Origin of the sequence: Bifidobacterium apis (genome assembly GCF_036986835.1) — a bacterium.
GTDB classification, from domain to species: domain Bacteria; phylum Actinomycetota; class Actinomycetes; order Actinomycetales; family Bifidobacteriaceae; genus Bombiscardovia; species Bombiscardovia apis_A.
In genome coordinates, this window is the sequence record NZ_BTXD01000001.1 from 465,429 (window position 1) to 491,142 (window position 25,714).

Consider the following 25,714-nt stretch of genomic DNA (forward strand, 5'->3'; position numbering starts at 1 on the left):
TACAGTGCTTAAGGAATTTTCGGCGCCCGGGTTCGGGGGTCGCCATGACTAGGTGATGGGAAGCGGATGAAGGTCAGTCAGGTCAGCCCGAATGAGTCGGGCATTGTCAGGTGGCCGGGAACCTTGGGGGCCCGGTCCAGCGTGATTACCATCGGTGTCTTCGACGGTATGCACCGGGGTCATCAGGCCCTTCTGCGCCGAGTGGTGGAGCTCGCTGCCAAGGCACAGGACCGGCCTATGGCCCTGGTCTTCGACCCTAGTCCCAAGCTGGTCCATAGCTATGCCGACAGCCATGACATGACTGAGCCGTCCCTGGACCTGATTCGCCATGACCCTGATCAGATCATGCCTCTGGAGGAGCGCCTACGACTGATGGCCCAGCTGGGGCTGGATCAGGTTCTGGTGGTGCGATACACGCTGACCTTTGCAGCCAAGTCCTATCGGTTCTTCCTCAAGCAGCTTACCGAGCAACTGGCCATGCGGACGCTGGTCCTGGGTCGCGATGCGCAGATGGGTGCAGGGCGGGTAGGTGACATCAAGGCCATTGGTGATCTGGCGGACACTGGACTGTTCAACCTGGAAGTAGTGGACGACCAGGGTCCCGGCGACTGCACCCTGCATGACGCTGACGGCCTGGAGCGGCATCGGGTACGAGCCTGGAGCAGCTCGCATCTTCGGCAGTTGATCCTGGATGGAGATGTGGATGCGGCACTGGATATTCTGGGTCGGCCGCACATGGTCCAAGGCACAGTGGTCCATGGGGAGCAGCGGGGTCGCCGTTTGGGATTTCCAACTGCCAACCTTGCTCCCGACAGTCAGGGGATGATGCCCGCTGATGGAGTCTATGCAGGCTGGCTGGTCGACCTGGGACTGCCTACGGATCCGATGGCGACGCCGGAGGGCCGGGAGGGTCGGCTGGCTCAGGGTTCGCCCTGGCGGATGCCTGCCGCCATCTCCATCGGCACCAAGGAGACCTTCCTGGCCCCGGGGGAGCGGGTGCCGAGACTCCTGGAGGCCAATGCCGTCCGGCCGGATTGGGTGGACCTGTATGGTCATCGTGTCCGGGTGGAGTTCCTCAGCCGTCTGCGTGGCCAGAAGCGGTATGCAGGCGAGGAACCCCTCAAACGACAGCTGGCCCTGGATGCCAATCGCACCTTGGAGCTGACCAAGGCTGCAGGAAGGGTGTTCTCCGCCAACTGAAAGCTGAAGGTGCTTGGGAGCTCACAGTCCCCGGAAGTGGCTGAAGAACTCCCTGGTGCGCGGATTCTGCGACTCGTCCATGACCTCTTGCGGAGTTCCGTTCTCAGCGATGACTCCGTCCAGCAGGAGAACCACCCGGTTGGCTGCGTGATGCGCGAAACTCATTTCGTGGGTGGCCATGAGGATAGTGGTGCCTCCGGCGGTCAGCTCCGAGACCATGGCCAGTACCTCGCCCACCAGCATGGGGTCCAGGGCTGAGGTGATCTCATCCAACAGGAGCAGTTCCGGGTCGGTCATCAGGGCTCGGACGATGGCCACCCGCTGTTGCTGACCGCCGGAGAGCTGGTCGGGGTAGGCACCGGCCTTCTTTCTCATGCCAATCCGATCCAACAGATCCAGGGCCCGCTCCTTGGCCTGGTCCTTGGGCATGCCGTGGACCTTGATGGCTCCCAGGGTCACGTTTTTCAGAACGTTCATGTGGGGGAAGAGGTTGAACTGCTGGAAGACCACGCCGATTCTGGCCCGGCAGGCATCCTGGTTGATCCTGGGATCGGTGATGTCGGTGCCGCCCAGCCAGATCCTGCCGTCGTTGACGGTCTCCAGCAGGTTGATGCACTTCATCAGGGTGGACTTGCCCGACCCGGATGGGCCCAGAAGGGCCACGGTCTCATGAGGCATGATGGTCATGGAGATGCCGCGAAGGACCTGGTTGCCTCCGGGGTAGGTCTTGCGCACATCCTCCAGACGGAGCACCGGCTGGTTCTGATCGGTGCCTGCCTGTTCGCTCATACCATGCCTCCGCTCTGTTCGCGCTTGCGCAGTCGGTTGGAATACCAGTCGTTGAGAAGAATGAAGGGGACCGATGTGGCGATGAAGAGCACCGAGGCCACCACGTAGGGGGTGAAGTTGTAGGAGGTGGCCACAATGATCTGGGCCGCCCTGACCGCGTCAACAGCTCCCAGAACCGAGATCAGCCCCACGTCTTTCTGCATGGAGATGAAGTCGTTCATCAGTGCCGGAGCCACCTTGCGCAGGGCCTGGGGGATGACCACCAAACGCATGGTCTGTCCCGAGGTCAAGCCCAGGGAGCGTGCAGACGCCCTCTGGGAGGGGCCTACATCCTGGAAGCCGGCCCGCAGCACCTCGGCGATGTAGGCCGAATAGGAGAGGATGACTGCTACAGTGCCCAGCAGGGCTGCCGGAATCCGGTTGAAGATGGCCAGTCCAGGGATGCCGAAGCCGATCAGGTAGAGGACCACGATCATGGGGATCCCCCTCATGATCGTGGTGTAGACCTGGGCCAGCACCCGTAGGGGAAATAGCAGCGGGTTTCGGCTGGTGCGGATCATGGCCAAGAGGGTGCCTAGGATGGCCACGCCGATGACCGCGAAGAAAAGGACCTCCAGATTGAGCCAAAGCCCCTGGAGGACCTTGGGAAAGGCTTGGGCGAAGTAGGCGCCGGAGAAAAACGACTGCTTGACTCGGGGCCAGCCAGGTGAGGCGTGCAGCCCCAGGGCGATCAGCAGGGCCAGTACAAGCGTGCTGGCGATGCTGATCCCCACTGAGCGCAGATTCTGTCGACGGCCGTAGCGTTCCCGTTCCCGTTGGATATCGCTGACCGCGTCCTGTGCCGAGGTGGCCATGAACGACAAGGTTTCCTTTCTTCTCTCAGCCCAGGGTGGGCAGGGAGGTGTAGACGTGCAGCCACTGCTTCTGCAGCTTGTCCAAGGTCCCATCCTTCTTCAGGGCGGTGACAGCCTTGGAAGCAGCCGGGGTCAGCTTGGAGCCCTTGGGTAGGACTATGCCCATGCCCTCCGGGTCCTGCGAGCCCTTGATCTGCCCGAGGATCTTGGCGTTCTTGACCTGCCCGGAATCGACCATGGTCACGGCTGAGGGGGTGTCCACGACAAGCGCGTCGATCTGATTGGCGTCCAAGGCCTGGGACGAGGCCACGTCGTCGTTGAAGGTGTCGATGTCAGGCTTGACCAGCTTGTGGGCCATCTCGTAGGAGGTGGAGCCGACCATGGCTCCTATCTTGGCGTCCTTGATTTGGGCAAGGGAGGTGGCGGAGGCGTACTGGGAGTTGTTCCTGACCACCAGCGACTGGGTGGAGTTGTAGTAGCTGGGAGTGAAGTCCACAGCCTGTCGACGTTCCGGGGTGATGGAGAACTGCTGGATGTTCAGGTCGTAGTCCTTGCTCCCCGGGGCGATGGCGGCGTCAAAGGTGGTCCGGGTCCAAGTGACGTGCGCCTTGTCGAAGCCCATTTTCTCTGCCACTGCATAGGCCACGGCCGCCTCGTAGCCCTTGCCGGATTCGGGCTTGTTGTCCTGCACGTAGGGGGCGTAGGCCGGGTCTCCGGTGGCAATGGTCAGGGTGCCGGGTTTGATGGTTTGCTGGGTGATGTCCTGTTTGGTAGCTGACTGCCCGCCGTTGCTCGATGAGGAGCCACAGGCCGCGCCGGCCATGAGCGTGACTGTCGTGAGTGCGGCCGCCGTCAGCCTGCGTATGGTTTTCCTGGTGAAGATGGTCATGCTGATCTGCTCCTCGCGATGATGATGGGTGTCGGTCTTCCGGCGACTCCATCCTAGTCCGGCAGGTTAACGAGTCGGCAGGTGGGTGCCATAGGGTGCGGTAGGGGACCAGCGGCCACCGGGTTCAGACCAGTCCCAGGGCTTCCAGGGCCTCGGCCAGATAGGTGACCTCGACCACTTCCAGTCCCGGAATGGGCTTTCGGCCTCCTGAATGCCGGTCGGGCGGGACCAGCGCCCGGGTGAATCCCAGCCGAGCGGCCTCCTGCAGCCGGTGATTGAGCTGAGGCACGGGCCTGACCTGCCCGGTCAGCGAAATCTCGCCCATGGCACAGGTCGTGCGCAGGATGGGCCGGGACTTGGCTGCACTGGCCAGCGCGGCCACGATGGCCAGGTCACATCCGGGTTCCTTGGCCAGCCCGCCGGCAATGGTGGACACATACAGGTCCCGTGTCAGCAGGTTGACGCGGCCGTGACGGTAGAGCACCGCGGCCAGCATGGCCAGACGGTTGGCGTCGATTCCGTTGGTGTTGCGTCTGGGTGTGGGCAGAACAGATGAAGTAACCAGGGCCTGAATCTCAATGGGCAGGCTGCGGTGGCCGTCCAAAGTGAAGGTCACACAGGTGCCCTCCACCTCCTGCCCGGCCGTGGACAGGAAGAGCCCTGTGGGGTCGCTGACCTCTTCAATGCCCTGCTCGCCCATGTCGAAACAGCCCACCTCGTCGGTGGGGCCGAAACGGTTCTTGACGGCTCTCAGCAGGCGCAGGGCGGTCTGGGAGTCGCCCTCGAACTGGCAGACCACATCGACCAGATGCTCCAGGGTCCGCGGCCCGGCGATGGAGCCGTCCTTGGTCACATGGCCGACCAGGAGGATGGGGATGTCGTGCGATTTGGCCATGTCGATCAGGCTGATGGCCACCTCTCGTACCTGGGTCGAGCCCCCGGAGATGCCGTCAACCTGGCTGGAGACGATGGTCTGGGCGGAGTCCACAATGGCCAGTGCCGGCTTCTCACGCTCGATCAGCCCCAGCACCGTGGCCAGGTCGGTCGTCGAAGCCAGCAACAGTGAATCCTTGAGCGCTCCCACCCGACTGGCCCGCATCCGTACCTGGGCCTGGGACTCCTCACCGGATACGTAGAGCACCTTGCCTTTTTCGCCGCCACGGTCGGCCACGCGGCCGGCGGTCTCCAACAGGAGGGTGGACTTGCCTATGCCTGGCTCGCCGGCCAAGAGGATGACCGACCCGGGTACGATGCCCCCGCCCAGGACCCGGTCGAACTCCTCGAATCCTGTGGGGATGCGCTTTACCTGGTCCGTACCTATCCGGGTGATGGGTCGGGCCATGCCGTTCTTCGGGGGCGCAGGTGCCGTATGGCTGCCGCCGGAGGAGGACAAACCCCCACCTGCACCTACGACACGGGCTTCGTGGAATTCCTCGATGGTTCCCCACTGGCCGCATTCCGGGCAGCGTCCGAACCACTTGCCGCCGGTCCATCCGCACTCCGTGCACACGTATTGCGTCGTCGTCTTGGCCATACCTGCACGCTATCGGGATTCAGGGACGAGGAACTGGGCTTTTACGGCATCTTCGCAGTGCCGACACCCTGCCCATGAGAGAATGGAGACATGGCTGACAATCCTTCTGCACCCCTGACCTCTTCCTCTGACTCCTCCGCGCACGCCAAGCAGCGCCGTCGACGGATCGGTCTGGTCATCGCCCTGGCGGCGGTGGTGGTCCTGGTGCTCCTATCGGCCTTCGTCTGGCCTCACTGGGCGGTGCGCAGCCAAGAGCCCGTCGCTCAGGCTTCGGCCTCCGCATCTTCACAGCCTTCGCAAGCCAGCAGTCCCAAGGCCAAGGCGGTTCCTCTGCCCGATTCGGCTTCCGAGCTGCTCAAGGCCATGCCCGATACGGTGGGCGAGTTCGCCCGCGTCAAGGCTGATCCTGACAGTGAGTGGAGCACCCGTACACCTATCGAGGAGTACAACCTGGTCTACTCCACAGGCAGGTCGGGCGGGGATGTGACCCTTCACCTGGCTCAGTGGTCCAGGAGCGAGGATGCAAAGGCACTCTACGACAGCCAGTCCACGGGCATGTCCGGCAAGGAGCTGGCCTCGGGCAATGTTCGCAGCGGCGGCACGGTCACCGGATCCTATCTGGAAAAGGCGGATGGCGACGACGAGCACAAGGCGCTGGTCATTTGGCAGAATGATACCGTGGTCTTCCGTGCCCAGGGCCAGCGGACTGCGCTGGAGGCTTTTTACAAGGCCTTCCCGCTTTAGTCGTCCCGCAAGCGGTGTACGATAAGCAAGTTGGACACTTCCAGGTAACTAAGGATCGGAGGCTCGGATGGGTTCTGTCATCAAGAAGCGCCGCAAGCGGATGAGCAAGAAGAAGCACCGCAAACTGCTGCGCAAGACTCGTCACCAGCGCAAGTAGCTTTATGACTTATGGCCCATCAGGGCCAACGAAGCCCCCCGCATCGAATGGACGCGGGGGGCTTCATGTTCATATCATCGCTGGTCATCGTGGCCAGCCGGATGTTTCCAGCCGAGAGGCAAGATGTTCGCGGATGATCACTTGTTGGCGTTGGTCATGACCCGGGGCCCGTTGGGATCGCCCACGATGACCGTGTCAACCATGTTGAGGAAGAGGCCGTGTTCCACGACGCCCACGGTAGTGATCAGATCCTGGGCCAGATCCTGCGGGTGCTCGATCCGATCCAGATGCAGATCGATGATGTGGTTGTGCTCGTCGGTCAGAACAGGCTGCCCCTGGCCGTCCAGCCGCAGTACGGGGTTATAGCCGCGCTCCTTGAAGCGATCCAGGACGTGGCGCTCGCCGAAGGGGATGACCTCCACTGGCAGCGGGAAGCGGCCGATGGTGTCGACCACCTTGGACTCGTCCACAATCCAGACGATCCTTCGGGAGTTGACGGCCACGATCTTCTCCCAGAGCAGGGCTGCGCCGCCGCCCTTGATGCCGTTGAAGTCCTTGTCGACCTCATCGGCCCCGTCGATGGTGACATCGATGTGATCCACCTGGTCGATGTCGACAATGCGGATTCCATAACCCTCGGCCTGCTCCTTGGTCCGCCGGGAGGTGGTCACGCCGGTGAACTCCAAGCCCTCTTCCTTGACGCGCCGTCCCAGTTCATCCACGAAGAACCGGACCGTGGATCCGGTGCCCAGTCCGGCGGTCATGCCATTCTCGACCAGCTTGGCTGCTTCGATGCCGGCGGCCTTCTTCAGTCTGTCCTGCTCGGTCTTGTCCATACACGCTCCTTCATGCCCGCATGCGCTGAACCGCTGATGTCTGCGGGTCTTGTTGGTTCAGGTTCACTCCAGTGTAGACGATGGCCCCTGACGGTCCAGGAACCGCTCAATCCTCCACTTCGATGGCATGCAGGCGGAAAGGCGCCTCCTGGATGGTCACGTAGCCGTCAGGGTCGATGTCCGCGTCTATGTCGATGCTGCCGACGATATGCAGGTCCTGCCCGGTGAACATGCTGCTGCCGGACGGGGGTGGCGTGATGCGGATGCGGCCGCTGGCTCTCAGTCCCCGAGCTCCGGAGTTCTTGGTCTCCTGGTCAGCTGTATCGGCGTCCGAGGTGTCCTTGAATGCCGATACGGGTTCGTCTTCCTGACCATCGGCTATGCCATGGTCGGGTACGCCATTGCCTGCGTCAGCTGTTGCTGCCACAGATTCGGCCTGCTCGGGATCCACAGCCTCGGACTCGACGGCGGTTTCGGCCAGGTCCTTCTGCTCCTCCTGGTTCAGGCGAGCCTTCTTTCGACCCAGCTCGTTCAGAACTTGCGGTCCTCCGTCCAGCTCAGCCTTGACTGCGGGCGGCACCTGTGTGCCCTGGGCATAGGGGGAGGCCAGCAGCGAACGCCAGCCCTCGATGGGCAGACAGCCTTCCCGGTCGCCCTTGCCTGCAGCTGTGGCGTAGCCGCGGGCCAGGGTGTCCACTTTCTCGTTGAAGGTGTTGCCCGCGTGGCCCTTGACCCAGACAAACCTGACCGATCCCGTCCGGGCTTGGATTTCCCGGTCGATTGCTTCGATAAGAGGGCGGTTCTTGACCGGCTTGCCCTGGGAGTTCTTCCATCCCTTCTTCTTCCACCCGGGCACCCAGGTGGTGGAGCAGTTGATGGCGTATTGGGAATCGGTTTCGATGACCAGAGGGCGCTCGCCTGGGTGGGCGCGCAGGGCCTGGAGCACAGCGCAGAGTTCGCCGATTTGATTGGTGCCGTTGCTGGCGCCGCCCGCATCCGCGTCGCCGCCCTCATGATCGGCCCAGGCCCAGCCCATGGGGCCATTGGGATTGCTCAATGCGCTGCCGTCGGTGGAGACGACCATATCCGTGTCATTGGTCATGGTTCCAGTCTAAGCGAGAAAATAGAGAACCTCCGCGCCAGTGATGACCGATGCGGGGGGGGGGAAGACGGGTGGTCTTGTCTGCGGTTCAGCCCAGGGCCTTGGCGACCACCTGGTCGGCGTCGTCCAGAACCTGGTCCAGGGCCTCAGGGGAAACGAAGGATTCGGCGTAGACCTTGTAGATGTTCTCGGTGCCGGAGGGGCGGGCGGCGAACCAGTTGTTCCGGGTGGTCACCTTGATGCCGCCGATTTTGGCCCCATTGCCCGGGGCCTCGGTCAGCTTGGCGGTTATGGGTTCGCCGGCCAGGGTGGAGGCCGTCACATCGTCGCCGTTCAGCTGGGCGAACTTCTGCTTCTGCTCCAAGGTGGTCGGGGTGTCCACCCGCTTGTACCAGCTTTGGCCGAAGCGCTCCACCTGCTCCTGGTGGAGCTGGGCCGGGTTCTTTCCCGTCTTGGCTGTGATTTCGGCAGCCAGAAGGTCGGGGATCAGCCCGTCCTTGTCGGTCGTCCAGACACGGCCGTCCCGGCGCAGGAAGCTCATCCCGGAGCTTTCCTCGCCGCCGAAGGCCACCTCGCCCTTGAAGAGGGGGTCGACGAACCACTTGAAGCCCACAGGCACCTCGATCAGCCTGGCACCGATGGAGGCAGCCACGCGGTCGATCAGGGAGGAGGAGACCAGGGTTTTGCCGATGCCGGCGCCCTGGGGCCAACCGGGTCGGTTCCCGGAGAAGAGGTATTCCACGCAGACGGCGATGTAATGGTTGGGATTCATGACGCCGGTTCCCGGGCAGACGATGCCATGTCGGTCGGCATCCGGATCGGTGCCGCCCACCAGGTCGTAGGAGTCCCAGGCTCCGGCGTTGAGGCGATCCACCAGCCCCTTCATGGCATACGGGGAGCTGGGATCCATGCGGATCTTTCCATCGTGGTCGATGGTCATGAACCGCCAGGTCGGATCCACCTCTGGGTTGACGACGCCGATGTTCAGGCCGTACTTTTCATTGATCAGCGGCCAGTAGTTGACCGAGGCGCCACCCAACGGATCAATGCCCAGACGGACCCCTGAGGATCTGATCAGGTCGAAGTCGATGACATTGCCCAGGTCGGCCACGTAGTGTTCCCGGTAGTCGAAGCGCTCCACCAGGTCGGATTTGATGGCATCCTCGAAGGGGATTCGCTTGACCTGCCTGTAGTCGCCCAGAAGCTCATTGGCCCGTTGCGCTATGGCGTTGGTGGTTTCGGCCGGAGCAGGACCGCCTGTGGGCGGGTCATACTTGAATCCGCCGTCGGTGGGCGGGTTGTGGGAGGGGGTGACCACAATGCCGTCAGCCAGGTCCTTGCCGGAGAAGCGCTGGGTGCCGTCGGCCGCCCGGTTGTGTGTCAGGATGGTCTGGGAGACGGTGGGAGTGGGAGTGTAGTCATCATTGGCATCAATGCGCACACGTACCCCGTTTGCGGTCAGGACCTCGATGGCCGTCTTCCAGGCGGGCAGGGAGAGGGCGTGGGTGTCGCGGCCCAGGTAAAGCGGTCCCGTGACCCCGTTCCTGGTCCGCTGTTCGGCTATGGCCTGGCTGATGGCCACGATGTGGGCCTCGTTGAAGGAGGTGGTCAGGGCGGAGCCTCGATGCCCGGAGGTGCCGAAGGATACGCGCTGGGAGGGGTTGGAAGGGTCGGGGACGAGATCGTAGTACCTGCCGATCAGATCGTCGACGTTGATCAGATCTTCTGGGCTGGCAGGTTTGCCCGCATTCTGTGCTGTCATGGCTCCCATCATGCCACCCCGGCATGAAAAAACGGGCACAGGGGCGACAGGCTCCTTCGGTCTCAGTCGGACTGGGGCACACGCACGTCCAAGGCTTGGCGCTCCACGCTGAGTGCGATGTGGCAGGTCTCGCCCAGAATGTCGCCGTCCACCTGGGCCAGGGCGGGCTTCTCCAGGCGGATCTCCGCCTTGGTTCCCTGCAGCTGGACGATCGTGGAGTTGGTCGACAGGGGGCTCTGGCTGGATTTGCGGGTGATGGTCTGATGCATCACATCACCGAAGAGGTTGGCCCAGCCGATTAGGCCGGCGGAGGTGTCGATGATCTCGAAGTCCAGGATGCCATCATCGTAGGAGGCGTCGGGCATCAGGGAGAATCCTGGAATCTCCCCGCAGTTGCCGGCCATGAAAGTGCGGAAGGTCACTGAGGTGTTGGTCTGTGTGACCTGGTCGGGCCTGGTGATGGAGATGTCAGCCGTGTACTTGGGGGCGAACAGATGCTTGGCGCCACTGATGAAGTAGGCCAGCCAGCTGACCGTCTTTTTCAGGTTGGGGTCGGTGTCGTCAATCATCAGGGCGTCGAAGCCGATGCCGGCGATGATCAGGAATGCATGACCATGGTCTTGCTCCTGACCTTCTGCGTCGAGCAGAGCCATGCGGCCCACATCCACCTGGGTGGACCCGTGCGAGGTGGCCACGGCCAGGGCGGCGTCCAGATCGCCTACGGGAATTCCCATGTTGCGGGCGAAGAGGTTTCCGGTCCCGATGGGAATGATGCCCATGACATGGTCGCTGGAGGCCATGGCACTGGCTACAGTGCGTACGGTTCCGTCCCCGCCCACGGCAACGACTACGTTTGCCCCACGCTCCAGCGCCATGCGGGCACAGGCTTTCCCATCCCGGTCCAGCTGGGTTTCTATGAAGCTGAATTCGCGGATGCCCTTGTCCCGGCAGTATTGCTGGATGCGCTCGCGGGCGGCGGCGGCCTGGGGTTTGGAGGGGTTGATAACGAAAGCGTAGCTGAGCTGGTCGTCGTCCCGGGCCAGGATTTGCATGGCGAACCTATGCCGTCGTTGGGCGCGGACGATCAGCACCACCGCAGTGACGACAATGGCCGCCGCTGCCAGGATGGCGAGGATGACGACCGCTGGAATTGGCATGACTCTATTTTGCGCGCCGTGCCGACCCGATACATCTGGGTGTGTCCGACGTGAACGAACTCTCTACAGCAATCACGCTGACAGTATGAGCTGATTGAGTTATGAAAACCGCAAAGTTATGATTGCACTCGGTCCATGTGGTCCCCTCGGTCTGGAGCTGCAACGGCTTCGTACGCGGGAAGTCTGGGAAAGCCAGGGGGGTATGGGGAGAGGAGGCAGTCATGGACAAGTACAAGAGCGTGTTCGACATCATAGGTCCCATCATGATTGGACCCTCCAGCTCTCATACAGCTGGGGCCGTGGCCATCGGCCGGGTTGGGCACATCCTTGCCGGAGGTGTTCCGAGCCGTGCTGATATTCATTATTATGATTCCTTCGCTCGCACGCACAGCGGCCACGGTACCGACTATGCCATCATCAGCGGCCTGCTGGGTTTTGCCCCGGACGACCCCCGGGTGCCTGATGCCATTGGCATCGCCCGCAGGCAGGGCATGGAGCTGACCTTCCATGAGGAGGACGAACCCAGCCCCATCGACCACCCGAACACCGCCGTCCTGGACCTCCAGGGACCAGCCGGTCGGGTGATCTATGCGTCTTGTTCCATCGGGGGCGGGACCATTGAAGTGCGGCGTATCAACTTGGACGGCTGCCTGATCACTCCTCCAGGGCTTCTACCCATCCTGCTGGTGGAACTGGATGAATCCGCAAACGATGCCGGTCGGCGATTGGAGCGCATACGCGATCTGCTTCGGGAGGAGGGCGTGACCAAGCAGACAAGGTATGAACCCGATGGTCCGGCTGGCATGGCGGTGTACGAGTTCGATTTGGACAATCCGCTGTCCGCGCAACAGCAGAAGCAAATCGCGGGTCACTCGTCCCGGATGATTTATATCGACTAGGAGGCATGGCGCATGTTCACTTCAATCGCTGAACTTGTGAGTATGGCCGAAGAGCGCGGCTCGTCGATATCAGAAGTTGCCATCGACGAGGAGGTGCGGCGTTCGCACCAGACCCGTGAACATATCTGGGCAAGAATGGCCAAGAACCTGCAGGTCATGCAGGCCGCCGTGGCCAGGGGGTCCCAGGGCGATGGCGTGTTCTCCAAGACTGGGCTGAGTGGTGGTCAGGCGGCCCTGCTGGAGCATTACCGGAAGACGCGGACCAGCCTGAGCGGCGATGCCATCCTGCAGGCCGTTGAGGCCGCTATGGCTACCAATGAGGTCAACGCGGCCATGGGCATCATCTGCGCGACGCCTACTGCCGGCTCCTCGGGCACCCTGCCTGGAGTACTCACCGTGCTCAAAAATCGGTTGGGACTGGATGACGATGGGCTAATCCGCTGCCTGTTCACTGCAGGGGCTTTTGGACTGGTTACGGCCAACAAGGCGATGATCTCCGGAGCTACAGGCGGCTGTCAGGCCGAGGTGGGCAGCGCATCCGGCATGGCTGCCGCTGCAGCGGTTGAGGGCGCAGGGGGCGATCCTGATGCCTGTGCCCAGGCTTTTGCCATAGCCATGAGCAATCTGCTGGGCCTTGTCTGTGATCCCGTGGCTGGCCTGGTGGAGGTGCCTTGCGTAAATCGCAACGCCATCGGAACCGCCAACGCTTTGATTGCTGCTGACATCGCCTTATCGGGCGGCGTCAGCAGGATCCCGCCCGATGAGGTCATCGCAGCCATGAAGTCCATAGGCGAGAGCATGCCCTCATCACTGAGGGAGACCGGCATCGGCGGGCTGGCGGGCACTCCCACCGGCAAACGGTTCCGCAGGACTGTATTTGGCAAGTGATGCGGGGCAGGCGCATATATATAAGGGACGGATGGCTCCCGCTCGCCTTCTCGCCGTGGTTGCTCTTCCTGACTGGTCGGCGGTGGCCAGGCCGGTTGCGGCAGAGGTCATAAGGCTCGGAAAGAGGTGTGCGGGGCCGGTTTTCGTGTCCCCTGAAAGTCATAGAATTCAGATATGTTAGATATCAGGTTCATTCAGGAACATCCGGATGTTGTCCGTGAATCACAGCGCAAACGCGGCGAATCGGTCGAACTCGTCGACGAAGTGCTGAAGGCGGACAGTGAGCGCAGGGCTGCACTCAAGGATTACGAGAGCTACAGGGCCGAGCAGAAGTCGCTCGGTAAGCGCATGGGCTCGGCCTCTCCTGATGAGAAAGCCGACCTTCTGGCCCGGACCAAGAGCCTGTCGGACAAGGTGAACGCCTGCAAGGCAGCCTCCGACGAGGCCAACTCCAGGTACACCGATCTCATGTGGAAGTTCAGCAACGTAGTGGAGCCCGAGGCCCCCGAGGGTGGCGAGGACGACTACGTGGTGGTCAAGAAGGTCGGCACTCCGCGCGACTTCGCCAAGGAGGGCTTTGAGCCCAAGAACCATTTGGATCTGGGTGTGGGCGTGGCCGGTATCGACATGCGCAGGGGCGTCAAAGTCTCCGGATCCCGCTTCTACTTCCTGCGCGGGGATGTGGCCCGGCTGGAGATCGCCATGCTGACCATGGCCGTGGACCAGGCCATGGAGCATGGTTTCATTCCTACCATTACGCCCACCTTGGTCCGTCCTGAAGTCATGGCCGGCACCGGCTTCCTGAATGCCCATGCCGACGAGATCTATCGTCTACGCGAGCCTGACGACCAGTATCTGGTGGGTACATCGGAGGTCTCCCTGGCCGGTATGCACGAGGACGAGATTCTGGATCTGAGCAAGGGGCCGCTGCGCTACTGCGGCTGGTCCAGCTGCTACCGGCGAGAGGCTGGCTCCGCCGGCAAGGACACCATGGGCATCATTCGCGTCCACCAGTTCGACAAGGTGGAGATGTTCGTCTACTGCAAGCAGGAGGACTCCCGCGACCAGCACCAGCAGCTGTTGGCCATGGAGCAGGAGATGTTGGCCAAGGTGGATGTGCCCTATCGGATCATCGACACTGCTGCAGGAGACCTGGGATCCTCGGCTGCGCGCAAGTTCGACTGCGAGGCCTGGGTGCCCACCCAGGGTCGCTACCGCGAGCTGACGTCAACATCCAACTGCACCGAGTACCAGGCCCGTCGCCTCAACGAACGCGAGCGGCTGGAGGACGGCTCTACCCGTCCCGTCAGCACCCTGAATGGGACCCTGGCCACCACCCGTTGGTTGGTCGCCATCCTGGAGAACCACCAGAACGCCGACGGCTCCATCGTCATCCCTGAGGCCATGCGCTCCTATGTGGGTGGCAAGGAGGTCATCGAGCCCAAGACCTGGGAGGCCTGAGCCGACTCTGTCGGAAGCGACCGACATTCCGTCGGTGGTTGGACCAACCTTGATGTCGTATGATGAGTGACGTGCCTGATTGGCACGTCTTTTGGACAGGTGTCTGAGCGGCCGAAAGAGACGGTCTTGAAAACCGTTGTGGCGCAAGCCACCGCGGGTTCGAATCCCGCCCTGTCCGCCTGGTTGATGCCCCGGAGCCATATCCGGGGCATTTTTGTATTTGCTGGAATCCTATGCTTGCAGTCCTGAGGTCAGCGATTGCAGAGCGGTTTGGGCTGGAACCTGGTGTCTACAATGATGGATGGTAGCCATGCTTAATCACGCGAGCCGACCCTTGGGTGCCGACTCTGCAAGGGAAAGGTCGGGTCGTGGATCAATTCATCGCCATTGTCTCTCTGATCGGGGATTGGTTGCTTTTCACATTCCCACTCTTCCAGGGGCTGATGGAGCTGCAGGAATATCAGGAGCTCCTGGACGACTTTGATCAGCTCAGCAAGAATTGGGATGAGGTCTCGCCCTGGTGGTGGCTGGCCCCCATCGTCAAGATCCACTTGGAGCGCAAACGCGGGCACGAAATTCTCCGTCAGGCCACCAGGACCCGATCAGAACGGCGACGGGCGCTGAGCTTCCTTGACCAGGCGACTGCCTGGTACTTCGTGTCAGTTGCAGGTTGGTTGAAGATGATCTCCTCCTCTTATGAATTGCTTGAGACATACGAGGCCAAAGAGAACATATGGCTGCTGGTCCTTCTGATCGTTCTACTGACCTCCGGCGGTCTCTTCAATGCTTACTACCGCATAGACAGGAAGCGGATAGGCCAGAAGGAGAAGGAGCTGAAGCCCGACTCAGAGGTGGCCAACGACTGATGAGACGTCCATGAGACCAGGCAATGACAACGCTGAACCTGCAACCGGAGCTGACTGTGGCTCTACAGGGGATATAGGCCAGAAGTCAATAGGCTCGGAGGACAGGAAGATGCCTGTGCCTGTTCGAGCGCTGCTGGACGGTTTGAGAATCGATTGGCGTGTCGTACAGCATCCGCCCTTGGACACCATCGACCAGGGCATGGAGCTGGGCATTGCTGATCTGCTGGGACTCTCTGTAGAAAACCTCTCCAAGTTCCTGCTGTTGGAGGATGCTGGGGGTCTGCTGATACTCCTGGTGTCCAAGGGCATAGTGCGGCCTGATTTGCGCCAGGTGCGGGAAGTGGTCGGATGCAGAAGACTGCACATGGCCTCGGCTGCCACCCTGCGTCAGTGTCTGGATACGGTGCCGGGTCGGGTCTCGCTACTGGATCTTGCGGGCCATCGCGGCCAGGTTGACACCGTCGTCCTGGACGGTAGTCTGACGGCAACAGACGAACAGACAGCACTGCCGTTGGGCTCCGACGATGTATCCGTCTGTCTGCCTGGCTCCTGCCTTCCGGATCTTGCACGGAAGCTGGTATCCCGGGTGTTCATACTGCCGGAGGGTTGAAGTCGTCGACCAGGTCATTGTTTCTGGTCTCTGCCTTGGGGGATGCTGGAAACCGTTGTGTGCGAAGGAGGGAAGGAGCAGGCCGGTGAGGCTGAATCTGTCTAACAGAGGGTCGTCGGCAGATAAGATGGATCAGACCCATCGTTCCGAACAGTTGCAGGCGACCCGACCAGGTCGAGCTGGCCGGTGGCTGGTGGCCCTCAGAGCGGCGTGTTGCGGATTGCTGGTGGGAGTACTAGTAGTGCTCTACCGCCAGGGCATCGGCTACGGCACCCGGTTTGCTCGATGGGCCTACGCACAGATGCGTGACCAACCTCTGATAATCCTTCCTTGGCTGTTGGCCGCCCTGCTGGTCGGCCTGGCCCTGGCCTGGATGGTCCGCCGGGTTCCCATGGCCTCCGGCTCCGGCATTCCGCAGGTGGAAGGTGTGGTCATCCACGGCATGCGCATGCCCGCCCTCCCCGTGCTGGGTGTACGATTCCTAGGCGGTCTGGCCTGTGGCATGTTCGGCCTGTCTTTGGGTCGCGAGGGGCCCTCGGTGCAGATCGGCGCAGCCGGTTCCCAGCTGGTTTCCCGAGGATTGCGCCGTGACCGTGTGGAGGAGACCTGTCTGGTGACCTCGGGCGCGGCTGCCGGTCTGTCTGCGGCATTCAGCGCGCCCTTGTCGGGGATGGTCTTTGCTCTGGAGGAGATTCACCGGTCCTTTTCGCCGATGATTCTTCTTTCGGCGGCCATGGCCTGCCTGAGTGCTGATTTCATCGCCAAAAACCGCTTCGGCCTGCGCCCTGTCCTGGACTTTACGGCTATGCCCCAGTTGACCATTGCCCAGTATCTGCTGATGATTCCCCTTGGGCTGGTGGCCGGCCTTGTGGGAGCTGCCATGAATCGTCTGCTGTTGGGCGCGCAGAGCATTTACAGCCACCTGCCCTCGAAGCTGGGACCGGTGATCTCCCTCTTCCTGGCCCTGCCGGTAGGATTGCTGCTGCCTGCTGTTCTGGGTGGCGGCGAGGACCTGATTGGCAAGGCGGAAGGCGTTCGCGAGGTGGCTTGGTCAGTGGCCATCAACCTTTTGGTTTTGCTTCTGGTCAAGATGCTCTTTACGGCCACTTCCTTTGGCAGCGGTGCCCCCGGCGGCATCTTCATGCCTATTCTGGCGGTTGGTACGCTGACCGGGTCCCTGTGCGGTATGGGTGCGGCCGCCCTGGGAATGCCCGCTCGAATCATTCCGGTCTGCGCGGTCTGTGCCATGGCAGGCACCCTGACGGCCTCGGTCAAGGCTCCTATAACGTCCATTCTGTTGACGGTGGAGATGTCTGGCTCTCTGGTTCATATGCTGCCCGTGGCCCTATGTGCTTTCACGGCCCTGATGGTGTCCGATTTGCTGCGTGTCGAGCCGATTTACGAGGCTCTGCTGGAGCGTTACCGTCGGGGGCATGCTCCTGATGCCCAGGTTCCTGACAGGGTTGCTGTGGAGTTCCCCATAGAGCATGGCAGCCCAGCGGCTGGTCGTCTGCTGGGGCAGGTTCCTTGGCCGCATGGATGTGCCGTGGTCGGTCTGCGCAGGGGCGAGCATCGGCTGATTCCCGCAGGCGACCTGCGGCTGCTCGCGGGAGACGGTGTCATCCTGCTCTGTCCGGGCGATAGCTTGGATCAGGCCCGACGGGTCATGGAAGGCCTCTGTCGCTGACAGGTACTTTTCTAAACTGGAGTTTTCTCTAAAGAATGGTCAGGCACTGCCCGTGGACAGCCACGGCCTGGCTGTTGCTGATGGCCACCATGGGACCATCGTCGCCGTAGTGGTCCAGAATTTTCCTGGTCACCTCGGCGAAGGGCTCGGAATCAAGGTGGGGGAGGAGGCGGAAGTCCACCAGACCCAGCCCAGTAGTGGAGTCCAGATCCGGGGCGGCCGAGCGTGGATCCATGGCATCCAGGAAGCCGATATCGGGACCGGTCACCACAGCGCCAGCCGATTCGCCGATATAGGGTTTGCCCTGATTCACCTGCTGTCTGATCAGATCCGCAGCGCCTGAGCGACGCAGCTCCTGCAGCAGGAAGAAGGTGTTGCCGCCGGATAAGTAGATCAGGTCGTCCTCCTCCAGGCTTCGGCGTATGGTCTCCGGATCGGCGGTCGAGACTTCCAGGTCGTCGATCCTGCAGCCCATGTCAGTGAATGTCTTGCGAGCTTCCTGGACATAACCATCCGAACGCTGTGGGAGGTTGGCCGTGGGAATGAAGGCCACCATATGATTCTTGGGCGAGTCCTCGAGGAAGGCGGGCAGCCTGTCAGCGGTAGCGGAGAATGAGGATGTGAGCAGCAGCCGACGCATGACGGCTCCTTTCGTACCGGGCGGGACTTCCGCCCAGGGCAGGTTGCAAAACGTAAGATCCAATCATTGCTGGCTTCAATATATCCATCCCGCGGCCTTCACCTAGTGATTGACCGCGTGCTTGCTGGATTCTGCCGTAGGCCCTGTAGGTCCAGATGTTTATTCTGGGGGCATGGCAAGGCGGCATCGGGAGTTACAGCAGGGATTCGGTCAAGGCGTTTTGGACGACCTGTCAGGCGAAGATATATTCAGCGACGACCGTCCCGATCTCGCAGCCCCCGGCGGCAGTATCCTCCTCGCTCTGCCTGGGACCTTGGTGGATTGGGATCCGCGCCGAGCTCTGGTTGGACAGTACCCTGACGGGGTGGTCGATATGGTGCTGGACCCGGAAGACCCCTGGGGCTTCGCCTGCGTCAGAAGACAGATCAATCTGGGTGTGGATCCGCAGCAGGCACTGGCCGACTATGAAGCCACTCACGGGCCTGCGGTCGCCTGGGTGGTTAGGGTCTGTCTGGAAAACTACACCCTGGCAGTGAAAGGCCTTCTTCCTGGCGCATCGGAGCTGCTGGGGGATCTGCGGCGAGCTGGCCTGACCCTTTGGGGCCTGGCGGCGACGACCAGTCAGCTGATTGCAGCGGCATCCGAGGTCCTTTCGCCGCTCTCTGCTTTGAAAGGCACGCTCATCTCATCCAAGGAGCATCTGGACCTCTCCGATCCGCTCTTCTATCGTCTGGCCCTGCGCCGCTTCGCCATCAGCCCCGGGCATACGATTTTCGTTGATGTGGATCCTGCGCATGTGGCTATAGCTGACAGGCTAGGCATGGATGGAATTCTTGCCCAGGACATCAGCAGTCTCCGCCAGCATCTTCGTCAACGCGGTATCGCCTGCTGAGCGGACTTTCAGACGATGCGGCGGTCTGCGGCCCAGCGGGTCAGTTCGGTCCGGTTGGACAGCTGAAGTTTGCGCAGGACGTTGGAGACGTGGGTCTCAACTGTCTTTATGGAGATGAACAGCTCGGAGGCCACCTCGCGGTATGTGTAGCCCCGGGCGATCAGGCGCATGACCTCCTGCTCGCGCGCGGAGAGCCGGTCCAGTTCGTCGTCTTCTGCCAGACCGGCATCTGCGACCTCGTCCTCCTGGAAGGCGGAGAGCACGAATCCGGCCAGCTTGGGCGAGAAGACGGCGTATCCTTCGTGCACCTGGCGTATTGAAGAGACCAGGTCCTTGGCAGAGATGGTCTTGGTCACGTAACCACGGGCTCCGGCGCGGATGACCGAACCCACGTCCCTGGGTGAGTCGGATACGGAAAGGGCCAGAAAGACCGACTGGGGGGAGAGGGGATGGGAACGGCTCAGAATTTCGGCACCTCCGCCGCCCTGGCCGCCGGGCACGTGCACATCCAGCAGAACCACGTCGGGACGGGTCTGCCTGACCATGAGGATGGAGGACTCCACGTCCGCCGCCTGACCCACGATGTGAAAATGCGGCTGCAGGGTGGTGATGACGCCGGTGCGGAACATCTCATGGTCGTCGACGACGGCTACGCGAATGTTTGCGGACCCATCCTGGGCTTGATGAGGCTCTGCTGCAGTCGTGGTCATGGGCGTGGTTCAGCCCGCCTTTCCCGACGCGGGGTCCTCAAGTGTGGATGGGATCGGACCGGCATGCGTCTGTGAATGAATGGTTCACCATGCATCCTATCATTGCTGGGCATCAGTCCCTTTTTCGGCCTGACCAACCTTGCCCTCCTGATGCTGGCTGGCCTCGGACAGCGGCATGTGCATCCTGACCTCGGTGCCCCAATCAGGGCGGGAGACGATTTCGACCCTGCCGCCCCGCCGACGAATCCGGCCGATGATGGACTCGCGTATTCCCAGACGGTCAGCTGGAATCGCATCCATATCAAAGCCCGAACCATGGTCGCGCACGTAGACCTCAACCTGATTCCTGCGGGCCTCGCAATATACGGAGATGGGTTCACCACCGTGGGTGACGGCATTGACCAAGGCCTGCCGGGCCGCGTTGAGCAAGGCATCGGTCTGGGCGCAGGGCATGGCGTCGCCCACGGTGACCACCTCGATTGGCTTGCCGGATTCGTCTTCCACCTGTGCGGCTATCTGGCTCAGCCCGGTGCTGACGGACCGGTCTGAGGGGGTGCGTTCCTGATAGAGCCAGTTGCGCAGATCGCGTTCCTGGGATCGGGCCAGGGTGAAGACGGTATGTGGGTCGTCGGCATGCAGCTGAATCAGGGCCAGGGTCTGCAGAACGCCATCGTGCAGATGGGCTGCCATATCGGCCCGCTCCTCCTCGCGTTCCTTCATGGCGCGTTCATCACCCAGCTGGCTAATGATTGAGCCGACCCAGGGCACGACCACTGCGGTTACGCCTACAAGAAGCAGGCCGGCCAGGACTATCAGGGTCAGGGCCCAATGCAATTCCTGGGTGGACAGCAGGAAGATTACCGCAGCCGACAGGATCAGGGCCAGGCTTCCGATCAGGGCCGGCAGGTGGTAGCCGGTTCCTTGGTTCTCCGGCCTCAGCCAGGCCAGGACCAGTCCAGCGCAGAAAAGCAGGCAGGGGACGACAAAGGCGGGGCGCATACCGCTGCTGAGCAGAATGACCGCGGTCAGCAGGAGGATGATGCCCAGGCCTGCCAGCAGTCTGGTTACCCGCCCGGGGGTGATGCTGTGATCCTCCTTCTGACCTGGTTGCCCAGTAAGGATGCTGGGCGCCAGCGGGGCTGACCGCGGATCATGCGGTTGGACTGCCTGGGTGGGATCGCCCTGGGGAAGTGTCAACCAAAGAAAGCAGTAGACCACGCAGGTGATCATTTTGGGAGCCAGGAGAACCATGACCAGGCGTATCCAGAAGACGGGGATACCCAGGTGCAAACTGACGCCCTTGCAGACTCCGCACAGGATCCTGCCCTTGTGCGGCCTCATCAGGGGCATGCGCGCAGGGTGCAGAGGGGGCGGTTCCTTCAGCGTTTGTTCTTCCTGCATGGTTGCGTTCATGCTTTCATTATCGTTTTCGGACGGTGCCGATAAGGCAGTAAGGGGAAGAAATCAGGGTTGAATCAGGGTGTTCCCCCATAAGATTCACGCTCGCTGGGTGTTGTAATGAAGACATGAATGGTGAGATGAACGGCAATGGCCCTGAGAACGGCTGGCAGTGGAAGTCCGACAGGTTCTTCCGCGCCTGCAGGGAGTCCTATCTGATTCGTGACCAGGGATGGATCGGTGGCGTCTGCGTAGCCTTGGCCCGTCGGCTGGGATGGAGCGTGACCCTGGTCAGAGCGCTGATGATTTTGGCGGTCTTTTTCTTCGGCACCGGTGCTGCCTTCTACGGTTTTGCCTGGTTCGTCTTGCCGGACCGGCGTGGTGTCATTATCGCCCAGGAGCTGATTCATGGGATTTGGCACGCTTCCATGGTGGGCATCATCATTTATTGGCTGCTGGCAATCCTGATTCCTGGAGTCGGAATCTTTTCCCTGGCTTTGGGTGCGTTGATCCTGTATCTGCTCATCCGGTGGAGCCGCAACAAGGCCCTGGAGTACCAAAGAGGGTACTGGGCTGGGCCGGATGCCGGCAGGCCGGTTTCGGGCGATCCTTGGGTGATGGGACCGCAGTATTCGGAACGGCCGAGTGGCGCAGGTTCTCAGTGGTATTCGAATCAGCCTGAGTACCCAAGCTTTTCGGGGTATGAGGGGTACCAGGACTACACAGGGACGCGAAGCAATGCACAGACGGCAAGTAATGCGAGCTCGGAAGGATTCAAGGACCAGCCGGAGCATTCCGATTCGTATGGAACTTTGGGGCAACAAGGGGAGGTAGCCTCTCCTGGACCCATCTCTGAGACAGAGGATTCGGCAAACGCTGGCAGCGATTCGAATAATACGCAAGATGGGGGCAATCCCATCGCTGGTGCAGCTCCCGGAGGCTGGGCGGGGGCAGAAGGCCCTGCAGAACCTGCTGGGAACATGAATCAGTCATATGGATTCAGTGCCTGGCCGGGCTATGGCACAACCGGGTCATTCTCGACAGGACCGGGAATAGCCCGTAAGGGTCCGTCGGTTCCGCCTCGGCTACGACGTCGCCCCGCCGGACCTGTGCTGGTCAGTCTTCTGTCAGGACTGATCCTGGTCTCCGGAGCAGGGGTCTGGTGGATGGCCACGAACCCCTATCGCGGATTGAATGCTGCCTTGGCCTATGCTCTGATCTGGGCTGGAGGCGTCACGCTGGCACTTGGCGTGGTCATACTGGTCCTGGGCTTGATGGGCCGCAGGTCTGGAGGGTTGACCCCCATTGCCTTGATGGCCTGCCTGGTTGTCCTGATTCTGGCTACCGGTTCGGCCATACCAGGCATTGAGCAAACCCAGAACCGCAGGGTCTTGGCCGACTACGCCACAGTTCAGGTTAACGGCAATAACCATGGGCGTTTGTTGGGGGCAGACAGTGCAGACATGAGGCGTTATCGCCGCGGTATCAAGCTGGTCGGAGACCAGCATGATCAGGGAAGTGCCGTCATTGACCTGACTGGTTATGAGCAGAAACACGGCACCCATCGTGTTCAGATTATGGATGATGCGGTGAGTACAGTCTCAGGCTGCCCGACGGGCACCGTCCGCCTGGCTGTGGCCTATGCTGACGTTCGCCTGCTCATACCTAAGGGATGCAGTTTGTCCTATAGGGAACACGCCGACCTCTACAGGGTCTTGGGATCAGGGGCGGCTGACTGGATAACCGAGACGGAACAAGGAAACTGGATGTGGTGGGGCAATACGTCGTCATCAGCTGAACGACGCGATTGGGAGGAAGCCCTGCGAGCGTCCAAGGAGGATCAGTGGCATATGCCCGACGAGCCCGAATTGATCGTCGAAGCCAATCTCATGGCCGGTGCACGGGTCACCGTGCAAGCCCAGGGGAGTGCTACCCAGCCAAAGCGGGCGCAGCTCTACAGCGGTTTGATCAATGATTATTGGGATTATAGCTACAATCCATGGCAGTTTGGGGAGGATCAGGAAGATGACTGATACGCAGCAACCAGAAGGAGACCAGCCGATGGATCGTCAGGAACGCATCACCAAGGCCATGCCGGTTGAATCCCCACCCCCGATTTACCAGGTTCGGATGCAGCCGCCGGAGCCGGTCCGTCCTAGCGGGCCCAGCTTGCCTACCATCATTTTTGGCGCCCTGGTTGGACTTTTAGCTCTGACCATGTTGGCTCTAGGATTGGTCTTTCTGCGTTACGGTACGGATCTGACCATAGTCGTACCCTGGCAGCGGATTATTCCATTGATTTTTGCCGGCCTGGGCGTAGTGCTGATTGGCGCGTCTGTATTAGCCTGGCTGGCATCAGCAAGGCGCACCCGCTCTGTCTCAAAAGACCAGGATATTCCAGAAGATCAGGCTGCCAAGGATGGCCAGAGACCCCAGTAGGGTCAGGGTCAGGGTCAGCCAGTGGCCAGCCCCGGCAACAGCTGGTTTGCCGTCAGATCGGCTGAAGATAGAGGTCAGGGTGCTCGCCAGGAGCAGGATGAGTACCAGGCACAGGACGGATAACAGGGACCAGCATGATGCCATCATCGAGGACAGGTGCATAAGGTCAAGCGCCTGGCGGACCACAGTAAAGGCATAGGCCAGCAGGGCAGCCATAAGTCCTGCGGCTAGCAGGCCTAGCGACCAGAGCCGTCCGGCCAGGCCTTTGCCGAAACCTGACCGTCGGTGGTTATTGCCTCGTGTTCGCAGATGTGAACTCAAGGTTCCAATCAGGGCAGATACCAGGGCGGCAGCCAGCAGGATGGGGCCACAGGCCATTAGCGCCAGCAGGGCGGTGAGCGAAGGTATCAACCCTGTATTCGTGTGCTCGGGCACTTGATTGAGCTGATGGGGCTGACTGCCGGCAATCATAGGAGTCGACCATTGTTCGGCTTTGGTGCCCAGTACTACAGCGTTGATCCAGTCTTCCAGATTATGGGTATATCTGGGTTCCAGGGGCAACCCGGCCTTGGCCAGCCGACTGCCGGTGCGGATCTGATGGTTGGTGGGGTAGTAGCGCAGGGTCACGTTGTCGTTGCCACTTGCATGCGCCCTGCTGATGATCTCGCGCGCACCCTGCTCGACCGGCATGGAGACGTCCATGGTGCCGAAGTTGATCATGACCGGCATCCGCAGCTGGTCCAGATAGGGCAGGGAGGGGAAGTCGGCGTACTCCAGGCCCAGCAGGGACAGGTCCATGCCCATGAGCCGCGGTATCACCTTGCGGATCCCCTTGGGTGCGCCGATCAGGTCCAGGTAGCTGGTGGCCGCCATGGCCATCTGCCGCCGTCCCGGGTAGACGGGGGGCGAAGTGAGGATGGAGAAGGCGATGCTTGGGTCCTTGGCGGTCATGATGGTCGATATCCAGGTGCCCTCGGACTCGGCGTACAGGCCCACCTTGGTTGGATCCACACCGGGCCAGGAGCGCAGACGGTCAAGGGAACGCCCATAGTCGGCGGCCATGGCCTGATAGTCGCGGTGGAAGGTTGTGTAGGTGTCCAGACGTTTGTCAGGCACCAGGGTGGTGATGCCGGCTGAGGCCATGGCTGAAGCCAGGTCGCCGTACACCTCGGAGGATTTGCCTGTTCCGGCGCCATGGATGAACAGGCAGGCTGGTCCGGTGCCCTTTCGGTCGCCTGGCTCTCTGATGATGGCCTGGATGCGAACCCCGCCATCCAGAGAGATGCCGATCTTCCGCTCCCTGACGGGGTGGGTGCCCTCAGGGGTGGTGGCTCCAAGGCTCGAGGCGATGGCAGTGGACCGGGTCGGGACCTGCAGATGGTCGCGGTAGGGTTCCACCTGCCAGCCCGGCGTCATGGCTTGGCCCAAAAGGAGCATGACCAGCAGGATGACCACAAAGGAGGCGGCGGTGAAACCCGCCCGTTTCAGCTTTTGCACCCGTCAACTCTACCCGACTGCGTGACTGGTTGGTCAGATGGGCCTCATGATTGTGGTTCAGGTGCTCTGTCCTGGGCCTGCTCGGCTTCGTCCAGGGTCTCAAAGCCATTCATTTGCACCGTGGCCAGGATGGTTTCCTCGGTAAGGTTGCCGCCCCGGGCCGCGATCCGGTCCACCATGGACTGGTAAAGATCCAGCGTCTGTGCCGAATAGGTGCCCAGTTCCCCACGCAGGTAGGTCTCGAAGGAGGTGGTCTCCGGCGTGTCCTCGCTGGTGCGCAGGACCCGCATCTCCTGGCCCAGGCGGGGGTAGCGCTCGCGGAAGTCCTTGGCCCAGGCCACCTGTCGGTCGATGATGCGCTCCTGGCGCTCCTGGCGCTCCAGGCCCAGCCTGGGCAGGTAGGGGGCGATGCTGCTGTGGTACTGGTCCGGGGCTGTGGACTCCATCATCCGCCCGTACTTCTCGGTCAACAGGTTGCGCCCCGTTTTGTCGGCCTGGTCCAGGTCGTCCGCATAGCTGGTCAGTAGGGGGTGCGGCCAGGTCAGAAACTGGCTCAGACGCATCTGGTGGAACATGGGCCAGTTGCCCTGACAGTTGGCTGGACCACCCTCGTTGTTGACCTGTTGGAACTGCTCCCATTCGTGGCGGACGATCCGCTCGCGCAGGGATTCCTCATCCTGACATTGCTCGTCGTTAGCCATCC

Annotated in this window: 25 protein-coding genes and 1 tRNA gene; 13 read left to right on the forward strand and 13 right to left on the reverse strand. The window is 61.7% G+C overall.

The window, feature by feature from the left end:
• Window positions 1-66 precede the first annotated feature (66 nt).
• Window positions 67-1,200, forward strand: coding sequence for a bifunctional riboflavin kinase/FMN adenylyltransferase (gene ribF / locus AACP62_RS01865; protein WP_339345949.1), 1,134 nt, complete (start codon window positions 67-69; stop codon window positions 1,198-1,200).
• A 21-nt stretch (window positions 1,201-1,221) separates the two neighbouring features.
• On the opposite strand, the gene AACP62_RS01870 is transcribed toward ribF, so the two are convergent.
• From AACP62_RS01870 to radA, 4 genes are all read right to left on the reverse strand, one after another.
• Entirely contained in the window at window positions 1,222-1,989 is a 768-nt protein-coding gene (locus tag AACP62_RS01870; RefSeq protein ID WP_029678045.1) for an amino acid ABC transporter ATP-binding protein, read from the reverse strand.
• A complete protein-coding gene (locus AACP62_RS01875) occupies window positions 1,986-2,843 on the reverse strand; it encodes an amino acid ABC transporter permease (RefSeq protein ID WP_029678044.1) in 858 nt (285 codons plus the stop codon). The genes AACP62_RS01870 and AACP62_RS01875 overlap by 4 nt, the downstream gene beginning before the upstream one ends.
• A 25-nt stretch (window positions 2,844-2,868) precedes the next feature.
• A complete protein-coding gene (locus AACP62_RS01880) occupies window positions 2,869-3,732 on the reverse strand; it encodes an ABC transporter substrate-binding protein (RefSeq protein ID WP_029678043.1) in 864 nt (287 codons plus the stop codon).
• A 124-nt stretch (window positions 3,733-3,856) separates the two neighbouring features.
• The gene (radA, locus tag AACP62_RS01885) at window positions 3,857-5,266 is read right to left on the reverse strand and encodes a DNA repair protein RadA (RefSeq protein ID WP_029678042.1); all 1,410 of its coding nucleotides are present in this window, start codon (window positions 5,264-5,266) and stop codon (window positions 3,857-3,859) included.
• A gap of 90 nt (window positions 5,267-5,356) precedes the next feature.
• Here radA and AACP62_RS01890 point away from each other — a divergent pair, with 90 nt between their 5' ends.
• Together AACP62_RS01890 and AACP62_RS01895 are read left to right on the forward strand one after the other, a co-directional pair.
• On the forward strand, window positions 5,357-6,010 hold the full coding sequence (locus tag AACP62_RS01890) for a hypothetical protein (protein ID WP_029678041.1): 654 nt from the start codon (window positions 5,357-5,359) through the stop codon (window positions 6,008-6,010).
• A 67-nt stretch (window positions 6,011-6,077) separates the two neighbouring features.
• On the forward strand, window positions 6,078-6,167 hold the full coding sequence (locus tag AACP62_RS01895) for a 30S ribosomal protein bS22 (RefSeq protein WP_004268639.1): 90 nt from the start codon (window positions 6,078-6,080) through the stop codon (window positions 6,165-6,167).
• 137 nt (window positions 6,168-6,304) lie between these two features.
• Here the strand turns inward: AACP62_RS01895 and rpiA are convergent, their stop codons facing one another.
• The 4 genes from rpiA to AACP62_RS01915 form a co-directional block, all read right to left on the reverse strand.
• Window positions 6,305-7,003, reverse strand: a complete 699-nt coding sequence (gene rpiA / locus AACP62_RS01900; RefSeq protein ID WP_029678040.1) for a ribose-5-phosphate isomerase RpiA — start codon at window positions 7,001-7,003, stop codon at window positions 6,305-6,307.
• 106 nt (window positions 7,004-7,109) lie between these two features.
• Window positions 7,110-8,105, reverse strand: a complete 996-nt coding sequence (locus tag AACP62_RS01905) for a ribonuclease H family protein (RefSeq protein WP_339345953.1) — start codon at window positions 8,103-8,105, stop codon at window positions 7,110-7,112.
• Window positions 8,106-8,193: 88 nt separating this feature from the next.
• Window positions 8,194-9,867: a phosphoglucomutase (alpha-D-glucose-1,6-bisphosphate-dependent) gene (gene pgm, locus AACP62_RS01910; protein ID WP_339345954.1), complete on the reverse strand. Its 1,674-nt coding sequence runs from the start codon at window positions 9,865-9,867 to the stop codon at window positions 8,194-8,196.
• 62 nt (window positions 9,868-9,929) lie between these two features.
• Complete coding sequence (locus AACP62_RS01915) at window positions 9,930-11,024, reverse strand: diacylglycerol/lipid kinase family protein (protein WP_339345956.1); 1,095 nt, start codon at window positions 11,022-11,024, stop codon at window positions 9,930-9,932.
• Between the two features lie 221 nt (window positions 11,025-11,245).
• Between AACP62_RS01915 and AACP62_RS01920 the strand changes: the two genes are divergently transcribed.
• The 7 genes from AACP62_RS01920 to AACP62_RS01950 all read left to right on the forward strand — a co-directional run bounded on the left by AACP62_RS01920 (window position 11,246) and on the right by AACP62_RS01950 (window position 17,435).
• Window positions 11,246-11,923, forward strand: a complete 678-nt coding sequence (locus tag AACP62_RS01920) for a serine dehydratase beta chain (RefSeq protein ID WP_339345959.1) — start codon at window positions 11,246-11,248, stop codon at window positions 11,921-11,923.
• A gap of 12 nt (window positions 11,924-11,935) precedes the next feature.
• The gene (sdaAA, locus tag AACP62_RS01925; protein WP_029678035.1) at window positions 11,936-12,811 is read left to right on the forward strand and encodes an L-serine ammonia-lyase, iron-sulfur-dependent, subunit alpha; all 876 of its coding nucleotides are present in this window, start codon (window positions 11,936-11,938) and stop codon (window positions 12,809-12,811) included.
• A 174-nt stretch (window positions 12,812-12,985) separates the two neighbouring features.
• A complete protein-coding gene (serS, locus tag AACP62_RS01930; RefSeq protein ID WP_339345960.1) occupies window positions 12,986-14,272 on the forward strand; it encodes a serine--tRNA ligase in 1,287 nt (428 codons plus the stop codon).
• A 93-nt stretch (window positions 14,273-14,365) separates the two neighbouring features.
• Window positions 14,366-14,450 (forward strand) — tRNA-Ser (locus AACP62_RS01935).
• Window positions 14,451-14,640: 190 nt separating this feature from the next.
• The gene (locus AACP62_RS01940) at window positions 14,641-15,138 is read left to right on the forward strand and encodes a hypothetical protein (RefSeq protein WP_029678033.1); all 498 of its coding nucleotides are present in this window, start codon (window positions 14,641-14,643) and stop codon (window positions 15,136-15,138) included.
• A gap of 115 nt (window positions 15,139-15,253) precedes the next feature.
• Window positions 15,254-15,748, forward strand: coding sequence for a YbaK/EbsC family protein (locus AACP62_RS01945; protein WP_339345961.1), 495 nt, complete (start codon window positions 15,254-15,256; stop codon window positions 15,746-15,748).
• A 127-nt stretch (window positions 15,749-15,875) separates the two neighbouring features.
• Window positions 15,876-17,435 carry a ClC family H(+)/Cl(-) exchange transporter gene (locus tag AACP62_RS01950; protein ID WP_425332903.1) on the forward strand — a complete coding sequence of 520 codons (1,560 nt, stop codon included), beginning with the start codon at window positions 15,876-15,878 and terminating at the stop codon, window positions 17,433-17,435.
• Window positions 17,436-17,463: 28 nt separating this feature from the next.
• Here AACP62_RS01950 and AACP62_RS01955 read toward each other — a convergent pair whose 3' ends face one another.
• Entirely contained in the window at window positions 17,464-18,075 is a 612-nt protein-coding gene (locus AACP62_RS01955; protein WP_339345966.1) for a Type 1 glutamine amidotransferase-like domain-containing protein, read from the reverse strand.
• A 172-nt stretch (window positions 18,076-18,247) separates the two neighbouring features.
• Here AACP62_RS01955 and AACP62_RS01960 point away from each other — a divergent pair, with 172 nt between their 5' ends.
• Window positions 18,248-18,967 (forward strand): HAD family hydrolase, encoded by a 720-nt coding sequence (locus AACP62_RS01960; protein ID WP_339345968.1) that lies wholly within the window; start codon window positions 18,248-18,250, stop codon window positions 18,965-18,967.
• Between the two features lie 8 nt (window positions 18,968-18,975).
• Here the strand turns inward: AACP62_RS01960 and AACP62_RS01965 are convergent, their stop codons facing one another.
• Window positions 18,976-19,677, reverse strand: coding sequence for a LuxR C-terminal-related transcriptional regulator (locus AACP62_RS01965; RefSeq protein WP_029678028.1), 702 nt, complete (start codon window positions 19,675-19,677; stop codon window positions 18,976-18,978).
• Between the two features lie 99 nt (window positions 19,678-19,776).
• Entirely contained in the window at window positions 19,777-21,090 is a 1,314-nt protein-coding gene (locus AACP62_RS01970) for a PspC domain-containing protein (protein WP_339345970.1), read from the reverse strand.
• 113 nt (window positions 21,091-21,203) lie between these two features.
• Here AACP62_RS01970 and AACP62_RS01975 point away from each other — a divergent pair, with 113 nt between their 5' ends.
• Window positions 21,204-23,108 carry a PspC domain-containing protein gene (locus AACP62_RS01975; protein WP_339345971.1) on the forward strand — a complete coding sequence of 635 codons (1,905 nt, stop codon included), beginning with the start codon at window positions 21,204-21,206 and terminating at the stop codon, window positions 23,106-23,108.
• A gap of 28 nt (window positions 23,109-23,136) precedes the next feature.
• Complete coding sequence (locus tag AACP62_RS01980) at window positions 23,137-23,514, forward strand: hypothetical protein (protein ID WP_155804951.1); 378 nt, start codon at window positions 23,137-23,139, stop codon at window positions 23,512-23,514.
• Here AACP62_RS01980 and AACP62_RS01985 read toward each other — a convergent pair.
• Window positions 23,455-25,011, reverse strand: coding sequence for an alpha/beta hydrolase family protein (locus tag AACP62_RS01985; RefSeq protein WP_339345973.1), 1,557 nt, complete (start codon window positions 25,009-25,011; stop codon window positions 23,455-23,457). The two genes, AACP62_RS01980 and AACP62_RS01985, sit on opposite strands and share 60 nt — an antisense overlap.
• Window positions 25,012-25,055: 44 nt before the next feature.
• Complete coding sequence (locus AACP62_RS01990; RefSeq protein ID WP_339345975.1) at window positions 25,056-25,712, reverse strand: DUF4125 family protein; 657 nt, start codon at window positions 25,710-25,712, stop codon at window positions 25,056-25,058.
• Window positions 25,713-25,714: the final 2 nt, after the last annotated feature.